The organism is Metabacillus sp. GQ13 (assembly GCF_059758525.1).
In genome coordinates this window covers 58,455-70,576 of sequence record NZ_JCAXET010000022.1, presented here as the reverse complement: position 1 = coordinate 70,576, position 12,122 = coordinate 58,455, and the positions used below count along the sequence as shown (strand labels likewise).

Below are 12,122 nucleotides of genomic sequence, written 5' to 3'. Positions count from 1 at the left end.
AGAGCACAACGCAATAAAATAAAGGATACCGATGAGCGATAGTAACAAAGAAATCAAGTTGATACTTCCCCACTTTATTTCTTTGTTACTAGTTTGTTATAGCAAACCAATTTAATTTTTTTAGTAAAGGAGTTTTACATCATGTCAACTACAAATCTATCTATTCCACAATCTGTCATTTGGCAAGAAGATTCTATATCACTTTTAAATCAACAAAAAATACCACAGGTAACAGAGTATCTGGAGTTAACAACCATTGAAGAAGTTTGGGAAGCAATTCAGTCTTTAAAAGTAAGAGGTGCCCCTGCTATTGGAATAACAGCGGCATTTGGACTAGCTCTAGCAGCCCTTCAAGATTCTTCTAATACAATCGATGATTTTAAACAAAACATAAAACTAAAACGTGATTATTTAGCGGGTTCTAGACCAACCGCTGTTAACCTAGTCTGGGCTTTAGATCGTTTAGTTTCAAGTGTAGCTTCAGCAAACACTATAAACGAAGCTAAAACGACGATTGTTCATGAGGCAATTCAAATCCAAGTAGAGGATGAAGAGGTTTGTCGATTGATCGGTGAATACGCTCTTTCTGTTTTTAATAATGGCGATCGTGTTATGACGATATGTAATGCAGGTTCAATTGCAACTGCTAAATACGGTACAGCATTAGCACCATTTTATTTAGCAAAAGAACGAAATATAGATATTAGTGTATATGCTTGTGAAACACGTCCTGTTTTGCAAGGGGCCCGTTTAACAACATGGGAGCTCATGCAGGCTAATGTTGATGTAACATTAATTACTGATAATATGGCTGCACACACAATTAAATCTAAACATATCACAGCGATAATTGTCGGTGCAGACCGGATTGCTGGCAATGGTGATACTGCGAATAAGATTGGAACCTTTAACTTAGCGCTTCTAGCTAAAGCATTTTCGATTCCTTTTTATGTAGCTGCCCCATTATCTACTTTTGATCCATCAATTACGAATGGTAATCATATACCAATAGAGGAACGCAATTCAGAGGAAATAACAACACTTAACGGAATACGTATCGCACCAGAGGGTGTCAAAGTCTTTAATCCTGCGTTTGATGTCACACCTGGAGAATTAATTACGGGAATTATCACTGAAAAAGGCATTTTAACTGGTGATTACCAGAAAAAAATCACCAAGTTATTCACTGTAGATTAATTTATAACTAAATACTCCATGGAAACTGACAAAATACTAAATGGTCAGCCCCCTCTATTTCCTGATATTAGACCTATGGAAACATAAGATCCCATATATCGGTGTTAATGGAGGAGTCTGACCTTTATCTGTTCAGTTTCTACTAGGCTAAATATTACTGTTATTTATCATTAATCACATCTAATTTTCAAATCGATGTGTGGTGTTCAATATAGCTATTTACTCTTGAACAGATCCTGTTACTTCCACTTTTTCAGCAAACTGTTTTTTTCGTTTTCTGAGATAATATGAAGTTTAGAAAATAAGGAAGTATAAAAATAAATTTTTTTAGGCCGTTTATATTTCAACACTTAGCTTGCCCCTTTCTTTACCAAATGCAACTTTGTTCCCTTACACAAATTATATGTTATTAAGTCAATAATGTGACAAGTCTTTCCATCTCTAGATGAAGCATTTTACATACTCACAGGATAGTTATTGATTAATCGGAAGTGTAATTTGGAATGTCGTTCCACGTCCAACAATACTTTGGACCTCTACGCTACCTCGATGCTCTTCAATAATTTTATAGCTTACCATTAGTCCTAGTCCTGTACCTCTTTCTTTTGTTGTATAGAATGGTTGCCCCAGTCTTTTAATTTTATCTTCAGATATCCCTGATCCTCTATCTTTAATCGAAACATACAAATGGTTTTTATCCTTCTGTGCAATCATTACATCGATTTGTCCACCAGTAGGCATAACTTCTATTGCATTTTTTAAAATATTTATAAATACCTGTTTTAATTGATTAGGTTCACAGTATAGTAGTGGTAAGTCTTTTTCCTCTGAAAGCTTCATTTGTACATTTACAAGAATTGCTTGTGCGTTTAAAAGATCAATTGTTTCCTTCATTATGGTGCCAATGTCTTTCTTCAGGTATTTAATTGCTTGCGGTCTAGCTAAAATCAAAAATTCTGTTATTATCGATTCAATTCTACTTAATTCTGAAGTAATCACATTAAAATACATCGAATAATCCTCTTTAATACTACCCTCAAGGAGTTGAATGAATCCTTTTAAGGAGGTCATTGGGTTACGTATTTCATGAGCAATTCCAGCTGCTAACTCACCCACAACGTTTAACGTATCAGATTTTCTTAGTTTTTCTTCTAACTCTCTTTTCTCCGTAACATCACGAAAAACTGCAAGATTCATATTTTCATTGATATTATTTTTTATCGTATATTCTAAAATTTTTTCTTCTCCATTATTAAATAAATAGCTAATTTCTTGTAATTTTTCTTCCCAATATTTCGAATCAACCCCATGACAGGTTTTACCTTGATTTAAGTCTGAATAAAGTAAATCGAATAAATTAAATGAAGCCAATTGTTCCGGTGTAAGATTTAAAATTCGCATTGCAGTTGGGTTTGCTTCAATTATTTCATTAGAATTATTAAATAAAACAATTCCATCCATTGCTCCATCAAATATTTTTCGGAACTTTTGCTCACTTTCTCTTAACACCTTCTCCATTAGCTTACGTTCACTAACGTTACGAAAAATGGTTAGATGATGTCCTTCTGAAATATCCATCCTAGACGTAAACTCTAGCTGTTTATTTTGCCCGTTTGGCATATGAAATAATAGTTCTTCTCTAATTGCACCTGTTTTTAAGTACTCCTCTTTCACACGTTCGAAATTCATGGAAGATTGATCAATAAACTCTAAAATGTTTCTTGTTACTAGCTCTTCATCTGACAATTCAAATGTGCGGCTTGCCGCTTGATTCACTCTTAATATTTGTCCATCCTTCTTCCAAATCATTATGGCATCAATTGCATTTTCAAATATTTCTCGAAAGCGTTCTTCACTTTTGTAAAGCTTTAATTCCATTGAGCGTTTTTCTGTAATATCCCTCAAAATTGCCATATAAAAACCGTTAATAATATTAGAAGTGGTTGTAAACTCGAAAATTTTCTTTTCACCATTTTCCAAAACCACCGGTAGTTCCCCTTTTATGCTACCGTTTTCCTTCATAACACGCCATAATTTATCAAGCTTACTACCATCCTGTTTATCTATAAAGTCACCAAGAACATACTTAGTAAGCTGTTCCTTGTTAATTTCAAAGCTTGTACAAAAAGAACCATTGGCATCAATAAATGCACCTTCATGATCAAAGATGACAATACCATCAACCGCTCGGTGAAACAAATCCTTAAATAATTGTTCGTTAATAGTTCGTTCTCGTTCTAACGTTTTCTTAAACGAAACATCTTTTAGCATCGCAAAATCATAACCATTCAATGCATGCTTACGCACTGAAATTTCAATAAACTTCACATGTCCACTTTCTAATTGGACGATAGTCTCTTTTACAAATGAATGATCCTTGTTCAATTCCGCTCTTAGTTGATTAAGTTCATTTTCGGGTATGAGATTGAGAAAATCATATAGACTGCGTTTACATAATTCAGCTTTTGGTAACTGGAACATCTCACATGCTGATGTGTTTACATCAATAAATTTCAATGTTTCATCAAAGATTGCAACTGCATCCAGTGCATTCTCTAGTATAGTTTCATGTTGAAAAAGCGTCTTTTTAAGCAATTGATTTTCATTTTCTAATTCAACTAATTGTTTCCTCATCGTAACGATTTCGTTTTCCTCCATCGTTTGCTTCAACCTTTTCACCCCTAATTACCACATTCTTCACTTTTTATAATTCAACAAGACCCGGCATTGTCCTTCACCTATCTACAATTTACTTTCTTATTAACATAAATACCTTCTAAAGCACTATTTTTTTGAGAAAAAAATACAATTTTCGTAGTCTGAAATTTGAATTAAATAAATAACCAACCTTACAATTCGGTTACACAATCATTACAACACCCTATAATTTTATTTCAATTACCGAATGTTAGTTTAGTAATGAATCATTTAGGGGAAAAATCTCATGTAACTGAATCAACAAAACAGCTTTTAAGGCTTTTGTTTAAATTGAGAACATACCCCGATTATTAGATTTGTTTAAGTCATATAAAGTTGGATTAAGATTTATAAACAACTAGAAAAAGGTGAGATCATGAAAAATCGAGATAGTTATTTTGATAATGCAAAGTTTTTTTTGATTATTTTGGTTGTCTTTGGTCATATCATTCGTTCTTTCATTGATGACAGTCAAATGATTATGAACATATACAAGTTTGTCTATACTTTTCATATGCCTGCATTTATTTTGATATCAGGTTATTTTGCGAAAGGATTCAGAAAAAAAGGGTATGTAGGTAAAATTACAAAAAAGTTAATCGTACCTTATCTTATCTTTCAAGGTATTTACTCAGTTTATTATTTTTCAATTGAAAAACAATCGTCCATTGCACTGGATCCATTAGATCCTCATTGGTCTCTATGGTTCTTAGTTAGTTTATTCTTTTGGAATGTATTACTAATAGTGGTTACAAAGCTGCCAACAAAGTGGGCAGTCTTACTAGCGTTTGCAGTTGGTTTATCAGTTGGATACATTGAATTAATTAGTAACTATTTAAGTCTTTCAAGAACATTTGTGTTCTTTCCATTATTTTTAATTGGGTTCTATTTAAAACATGATCATTTTAAAAGAATAACCATTCCGAAAATAAGAGTATTATCATTTTCTTTATTGATGATCACATTTATTGCTTACTTTTATATTGATTTTGATTATGGATGGTTATTTGGTTCGAAATCTTATTCTCAGTTTGGCGAAGTTTCCGTTTTTAGCGCACTTATTCGTCTGGGGTTTTATTGCTTAACGCTTATAACCTCGCTAAGTTTTTTGTCACTTATACCAAAAACCCATTCCTTTTATACAGAATGGGGAACAAGAACGTTTTATGTTTATTTACTACATGGGTTCCTTATTCAATATATGAGAAATAGTGAGTTATTATCTTGGATGAAGGATTATCAAAGTTTAACCTTACTCGTTATTCTTGCAATCCTTTTAACTTCAACGTTGTCATCTAACATTGTAAAAGCAATTACACAACCTTTTATTGAATTAAAGGCATCTTCATTCCAGAATATTTTAAAGAGTCTTTCCATTAAATAACCTGGAATAAACTCTTTTTAAACGTTTTTAGTCTAACGATTTGGGCAATATCTATCATGCAATACCTATTACGAAAAAGCCTTAGTAAAAGAAGAGTAGCATGCCTACTCTTCTTTTTTAGTCTATTAACAGAGTATGGAATTCAATCCATTTACTCAAGTTCGTTTTTCCACTAAATTATGCTACAATAAATATTTGAATACCCATTTATTAAGGCTCTTTCTAGAAACTTTGCTGTTTTTAAAGTGAAAGCTTTGGAACATATCCTAAAAAACAACATTCTTTATGAAAACTGCCTTATATAAAAATAAAATATTGCTAAAGTGGTGCTACTATAATGAAAACTATCTTATCAACATTAAATGCTAAATACATTCATACAAGCTTATCGATTCGGTACTTAAAAGCATATGCTCAATCTGACTATGACGATATAGAGCTTGCAGAATATACAATTAAAGACCCTTCAATGAATATTGTCACAGATTTGCACTCAAAAAAACCTGCAATATTAGGATTTAGCTGTTATATTTGGAATATTGAAGAAACAATAAAAGTCATTAAAATGTTGAAAAAAATTAACCCTTCTTTAATTATTATACTTGGAGGTCCTGAGGTAACCTATGACACAAGAGAGTGGATGAATAACATACCTGAGGTAGATTTTATTATTATTGGCGAGGGAGAGCAATCATTTAAGCAATTATTAGATGAGTTGCATGGTGATCATAAATTTGCGAATGTTAGTGGAGTGGCCTATCGTGAAAACGAGTCAATTAAGATTACTCCACAACGAAGTAAGATTGATTTAAAGGAATTACCATCTCCTTTTCATTTTGAAGAAGATCTTCACCACCTTTCAAAGCGTGTTACGTATATTGAAACAAGTCGTGGTTGTCCCTTCAGTTGTCAGTTTTGCTTATCATCTATCGAGGTAGGCGTTCGCTACTTTGATCGTGAAAAAGTTAAAGCAGATATACGTCATTTAATGGATCATGGTGCTAAAACAATTAAATTTGTCGATCGAACATTTAATATTAGCCGAAGCTATGCAATGGAAATGTTTCAATTTTTAATTGATGAACATAAGCCTGGGGTCGTGTTCCAATTTGAAATTACAGCCGATATTATGAGACCTGAAGTGATTCAATTTTTAAACGATCATGCCCCTAAAGGGTTATTTCGCTTTGAAATTGGTGTCCAATCAACTAATGATACAACAAATGAATTAGTCATGAGAAAGCAGAACTTCAATAAACTTACTAGAACAGTGACGATGGTAAAAGAGGGCCAAAAAATTGATCAGCATCTAGATTTAATTGCTGGTTTACCTGAGGAAGACTATCATTCCTTCAAGAAAACTTTTAATGATGTATTTGAATTACGCCCTGAAGAATTACAGCTTGGCTTTCTGAAAATGTTAAGAGGCACCGGGCTTCGACTGCGTGCAGATGACCATGGTTATGTATATATGGATCATTCTCCATATGAAATCTTAAAAAACAATGTCCTATCCTTTGAGGATATGATTAAAATTAAACAAGTTGAAGATGTTTTAGAAAAATATTGGAATGATCATCGAATGGATGAAACAATTGAATATTTAGTTTCAACTATTTTCCCAACCCCGTTTGATTTTTTCCAAGAGTTCGGTACCTTTTGGAATGATAAAGGTTGGACAAGAATTGGTCACCAACTAGAAGATCTGTACAAGCATTTATATGATTTCCTTGAAAGTGCAAAAAATGAAGACTTACAGATTGTAAGTGGATTTATGAAGTATGATTATTTACGAAATCAAAAGCACAAACCACGTAAAGCTTGGTGGAATGACACACTAACAAAGCAAGAGAGAAGTAAAATGTACCACTCAATATTAGATAATCCCTTCATATTAGGAGAAGAATTTGCAAATAAGCAGTTTACAGAAAAAGATCTTTTTAAACATACCATTCTTGAAACTTCACCATTTAATGTTACTCATTACTTAAAAGATGGAAAGATCGTTCAGGAAAATTCATTTATTCTCGTTCACTATGATCCAATAGAAGGATCAACTACAGTTTATTCAGCCTTATCGTCCGCACTAGACTCTAAAGTTAGTTAAAGATCAAAAGCCGCAAGCGTCCGTTTAGCGACGTTTGAACTGGACACTCCTCAATGAGATGAGATAAAGGAAACACGAAGAGCGATATCGAAAGCGATTTGATGTTGTCTATCGCAAAGAGGAGAGTGAAGTTCACTAGTCGTTGGGCATTTACTTTTTCAAAGTAAGACTTTGGAGCTGTGTCGAAGCGTTTATTCACAGTACAAGAATTTTACCGTTTTCTAAACGAAAAGTGAGAGGAAATCCTCTCACTTTTTCATGTTCAACAGTTTTCATTTTTACCTTCATCTTTTTCTTTGCTTTTGTTTCCTTCAATTATTCCATATATTTTTGAAGCATTTACATCTCCAGTCTCTTGACCAAACTCTTCTTGTAATAGATCCTTTGGTGTGGATTTTTTATGATTTTCCATATCTTTGCTTTTCATATGTTTTTTTGTCATCGTTAATTCCCTTGCTTTCCTTTTTTTGAATTTCTATTTGCGCCCTTCATTGGATCTTGATCATCATTTATTTCCGCAGCTTCTCCTTCAGGAAGACTTTCAGTTGGTGTGAAGTTACTCTTTACTGCTTGGTTTCTAGCTACTTTTCTTTTCATTAGTCAACACCCCTAAATTTATTTACTAACACATATATACCATCTCCTAAATTGATCATTTTATGATAGAGAGAAAGTAAAAAAGATGATCTATCTCTTACCAGAGTGGTTAATTGGTATTAAAGACACAAAAAAGAGGATGGCTAAAAATTCTAGAACAGCCCCCTTCAAACCCTATTAATAGAACCAGTCTAAAAAAATATAAACTATTAGGATTTATTGGAGGTGTCAGACATTTTTAGTCAACCTCTTCTTTACTTATTAGTTTGTTTGATAACTTTTAAATACTTGCTTAACTTTCGGTACTACATAATGGCTTCCACCCTTAGTCTTTACATCCTCAATCATCATCGCAATAAGCAGTGAAGGTTCATTTGAATTCACAGCGACAAACCACCCATTTTCTTTACCTTCCTCATCTTCTTTAGATTGTTTCAATTCAGCAGTACCTGTTTTACCTGCAAGCTGCAGTCCTTCAACTTGTGGCTTATGAGCAGTACCTTCTGGATTTTGAACAACCTGTTCGAGTTGATCAAAAAGTAAAGTTGCATGTTCTGCCGTGGTTACTTTTTCCTTCCAAACACTTGGTTTCAATTCTGGTAATACTTCTAAATATGGTTTTATCATATTTCCATTGTTGATAAATGTAGTATATGCTGCTGCTAAATGATACGGGCTCATCTGCAATTGTCCTTGACCATACCCTGAATCTGCTAAAAGCTGTTCATTGGTCAATTCATCACTAGATATTGTAGAGTTGTTAATAGGGAATGGGAAATCAATTTCTTCCTCAAAACCAAACTCTTTTAACCCATTTGAAAATTGTTGAGCACCTATCTCTAATGCTGTCTGAGCAAAGTAAATATTATCTGAATATATTAAGGCGCTTTCTAAATTGACCTTTTCAACTTGTGAAACACGTGTGATATAATAGTTTCCCCAGCTTGAATCCTGTTGCCATGTTTTGTCTTTTATCACCTTCACTTCATCTGGATCAAGCTTTCCAGATTCTAAACCAATTGCTGCTGTTAAAGGCTTAATTGATGAGCCTGGTGAAAATGTTTTATTAAATCTTGCCATTAACGGTTTAAGTGGATCATTAGCTAGCTCGTCATATTTTCCTTTAGCTATTCCATATATAAATTCATTTGGATTATATGAAGGACTACTAACCATAGCTAACGTTGCACCAGTAACTGGATGTAGCGCAACTGCTGTACCTGGTTCTCCTTTTAATTGCTCATAAATAAGTTTTTGTAGATCACTATTAATTGTAAGCTTAATATCATCCCCGTTAACAGGATTCTTTTCTGCAATTATTTTATCTGTATCACTAACGAAGATTTTATAGCCTGCTTCACCCTTGAGTCGATCTTCATATACTTGCTCAAGTCCAGCTTTACCTATACTAGAATTACTGTTGTAACCTTTGCCCTTAAGCTCCTCAAGCTGTTCTGCTGTGATACTACCAATATAACCAGTTAAATGTGCAGCAGCTTCACCTAATGGATACACTCTTGCATTTACTTCTTTTCTTTGAATACCAGGGATTTTTATTAGTTGCTCCCAAAGCTCAGTATTAGTTGGATCAATTTTTTTAATTGGTACAAATAAGTTTGGTTTGACCCAAGACTGATTTAATTTCTCATCGATTGCATCTGTATTTAATCCTAGTAAAGAGGCAACTTTTGCTAGCGTTTCTTCACGATTTTCAGGGATATCTTCAGGTACGATACCTATGTCATAAGCAATTCCATTTACTGCTAGTCCTTGATCATTCTGATCGAAAATTTGTCCCCTAGAAGCTGAAGTACTTGATACGCCAATTTTCTCATTTTCTTCTAACTGTGGAAAAATCATTGCAGTAGACCAAACAATAAACCAATTTTCCTCATCTTCCTCTGTCTCTTTCTTTAATTGAACATCCCCATCAAATGAAATTTCACCGGCAAGTGAATCCATTGTTAGTGAAAATGGATATACCACTTCATTTTCTTCTTCTTTCTGATCCTCTTCTGATGGTTTGTTAAAAGTTATTTTTAGATTACTTACTGAGATATCATCATAAATATCTTTATATCGACTAATAAATTCTTTCTCTGAAATGGTCCCTTTAGTTTTCGTTGATAACATATCATACATGTCTGAAAACTTCTGATCATTCCATAGGTGTATGTATTGAGAAAAACGATCACTTGCATTAGGTTTTTCTGTACAAGCACTCAACACTACCACTGAAACTAAAAGTAGACATATCATCCAAAAATTTTTCATTCATTGACTCCCCCCATACATTTTATACCAATAAAAGTATATCATAGTGATTATAAATGACCATAGCAATTTACATTTGCTTTTAATTCATAAGTAGCACGAGGAAGGGCACTGGATGAATTATGCTTGTCCATACTTAAATCAGTAATAAACAAAGAGGTTGCCTTACTCCTTTAAAGAGAGGCAACCTAGTATAATTATCCGATAATGACTCTTTCCTTAGGAAAATGAAAATTATCTTTCCGCTCCTTTGTACCTAAAAGATATAGAAACGTTAAGATCCCAATTCTACCAATAAACATGACAATCATAATCACTACTTTTCCTATGTTGCTTAATTCGGAAGTTATTCCCATTGATAACCCTGTCGTTCCAAATGCTGAACAGACCTCAAATAATATCTCTGTAAAAGTGAAGGGTTCTGAAATTGTCAGGATTAACACAGATACAAAACAAATTAGTACTGCCATCATTGTAACGACTACTGATTTTGTTAAATCATCCTCATGTAACTCTCTTCTAAAGATTTTTATCGATTTATTACCCCTAGCAAAATGAAACAAGAATAATAAGTTCAATGCAAAAGTTGTCGTCCGTATTCCACCACCAACTGAACTAGGTGATGCTCCGATAAACATTAACGCACACATAACGAGGATAGTCGTTTCTGTATACATACTAACATCCATTGTTGCAAGTCCACCACTTCTCGTTGCTGTAGATTGGAACAATGAGTAGAAAAATGTTTCATGCCATGCCATCCCTTTGTAGAAATAAGAATACTCCAAGCTTGCGATCATAATTGCTCCACCAACAACTAATGCAAAAAATGTAATTGAGGTAATTTTTGTGAAAAGAGAAAATCGATATTTCCGGTTTTTATTAAATAAAAAGTCTTTAACCTCTATTAGAACAGGAAACCCAATTGCTCCCAGAATAATCAACAACATCACAATAAATTGGATGAAGTAATCGTCTGCAAACGGTATAAGTGATTGACCAGTTATATCAAAACCACCGTTTGTTGTTGCACTTACAGATGTAAAAAACCCTTGTAAAAATGCCTCTTGCCATGTGTCATAATAGGTTAAAAAGTACATTCCTAGTATGGCACCTCCAAGTAACTCAATAAGAAGGACTAACACAATTATTTGTTTAATAAGATTTACGATTCCTGATAAATTGGTTTGGTTTTGATCCGTCATAATCAATTGACGTTCTTTTAGGCCGATCTTCTTCCCCATTATTAACCAAACAAATGTACCGAGAGTCATTATCCCAATCCCCCCAAATTGGAGCACAAAAGCTAATATAAAGATACCGGGAACACTGAAAGTTTCAGCAGTGGATATAGACGTAAGACCAGTTACACTCACTGCACTTACAGCAGTAAAAAGTCCATCTATAAACGTCCATTCCACACCAGGCTGATGAGCAACAGGTAGACTTAATAAAATAACCGAGACTGTTACGGCTAAGAAATAATAAGATACAATTAATTGTACAGGGGTTAAAGCATGCAATCTAAGTTTCCATTTATTCATTTCAATTCAATCCTTATCCTCTAAAGTGAAACATTCATACACTCAGTTTTCTCATTTTGCATAATAGGACCAATAACTCAGAAGCAACCTGTTTATTAGTGTACCCATTATACATCCATGACCTCTATCTTAAAGAAAAACATAATAAATTTAAAGCTTTTTCAAGAAAGTTTTTATAAGCAGAACAAAAGCTCAAGAAATCGTTTAGCGACTTATGAACTGGAGCACTTCGCGAAAAGATAAGGGAAACACGGTGAGTCCAAGCGTTGATGTTGACTTACCTTATGGAGGAGGGTGAAGTTTACTTAGCTCGGGAGCTGAA

The 12,122-nt window shown here is 33.6% G+C and carries 8 protein-coding genes; 3 read left to right on the top strand and 5 right to left on the bottom strand.

What is annotated here, in order from left to right:
- Positions 1-141: 141 nt before the first annotated feature.
- Entirely contained in the window at positions 142-1,197 is a 1,056-nt protein-coding gene (gene mtnA, locus AC6CHR_RS22120) for an S-methyl-5-thioribose-1-phosphate isomerase (RefSeq protein WP_498251222.1), read from the top strand.
- Between the two features lie 474 nt (positions 1,198-1,671).
- On the opposite strand, the gene AC6CHR_RS22115 is transcribed toward mtnA, so the two are convergent.
- Positions 1,672-3,867, bottom strand: a complete 2,196-nt coding sequence (locus AC6CHR_RS22115) for a PAS domain-containing sensor histidine kinase (protein WP_498251220.1) — start codon at positions 3,865-3,867, stop codon at positions 1,672-1,674.
- 400 nt (positions 3,868-4,267) lie between these two features.
- Here AC6CHR_RS22115 and AC6CHR_RS22110 point away from each other — a divergent pair, with 400 nt between their 5' ends.
- A complete protein-coding gene (locus AC6CHR_RS22110; protein ID WP_498251228.1) occupies positions 4,268-5,278 on the top strand; it encodes an acyltransferase family protein in 1,011 nt (336 codons plus the stop codon).
- 337 nt (positions 5,279-5,615) lie between these two features.
- The gene (locus AC6CHR_RS22105; RefSeq protein ID WP_498251219.1) at positions 5,616-7,385 is read left to right on the top strand and encodes a B12-binding domain-containing radical SAM protein; all 1,770 of its coding nucleotides are present in this window, start codon (positions 5,616-5,618) and stop codon (positions 7,383-7,385) included.
- 262 nt (positions 7,386-7,647) lie between these two features.
- Here AC6CHR_RS22105 and ykzE read toward each other — a convergent pair whose 3' ends face one another.
- The 4 genes from ykzE to AC6CHR_RS22085 all read right to left on the bottom strand — a co-directional run bounded on the left by ykzE (position 7,648) and on the right by AC6CHR_RS22085 (position 11,800).
- Positions 7,648-7,827 (bottom strand): protein YkzE, encoded by a 180-nt coding sequence (gene ykzE, locus AC6CHR_RS22100; protein WP_498251218.1) that lies wholly within the window; start codon positions 7,825-7,827, stop codon positions 7,648-7,650.
- A gap of 2 nt (positions 7,828-7,829) precedes the next feature.
- Positions 7,830-7,982 carry a protein YkzP gene (ykzP, locus tag AC6CHR_RS22095; RefSeq protein ID WP_498251217.1) on the bottom strand — a complete coding sequence of 51 codons (153 nt, stop codon included), beginning with the start codon at positions 7,980-7,982 and terminating at the stop codon, positions 7,830-7,832.
- Positions 7,983-8,243: 261 nt separating this feature from the next.
- A complete protein-coding gene (locus AC6CHR_RS22090) occupies positions 8,244-10,256 on the bottom strand; it encodes a penicillin-binding transpeptidase domain-containing protein (RefSeq protein ID WP_498251216.1) in 2,013 nt (670 codons plus the stop codon).
- A gap of 197 nt (positions 10,257-10,453) precedes the next feature.
- Positions 10,454-11,800 carry a TrkH family potassium uptake protein gene (locus AC6CHR_RS22085; protein ID WP_498251215.1) on the bottom strand — a complete coding sequence of 449 codons (1,347 nt, stop codon included), beginning with the start codon at positions 11,798-11,800 and terminating at the stop codon, positions 10,454-10,456.
- Positions 11,801-12,122: the final 322 nt, after the last annotated feature.

Bases quoted from the DNA above. Each gene is read 5' to 3' on its own strand.
- mtnA (WP_498251222.1), top strand. From the start codon at position 142: ATGTCAACTACAAATCTATCTATTCCACAATCTGTCATTTGGCAAGAA.
- AC6CHR_RS22105 (WP_498251219.1), top strand. From the start codon at position 5,616: ATGAAAACTATCTTATCAACATTAAATGCTAAATACATTCATACAAGC.
- ykzE (WP_498251218.1), bottom strand. From the start codon at position 7,827: ATGACAAAAAAACATATGAAAAGCAAAGATATGGAAAATCATAAAAAA.
- ykzP (WP_498251217.1), bottom strand. From the start codon at position 7,982: ATGAAAAGAAAAGTAGCTAGAAACCAAGCAGTAAAGAGTAACTTCACA.
- AC6CHR_RS22090 (WP_498251216.1), bottom strand. From the start codon at position 10,256: ATGAAAAATTTTTGGATGATATGTCTACTTTTAGTTTCAGTGGTAGTG.
- AC6CHR_RS22085 (WP_498251215.1), bottom strand. From the start codon at position 11,800: ATGAATAAATGGAAACTTAGATTGCATGCTTTAACCCCTGTACAATTA.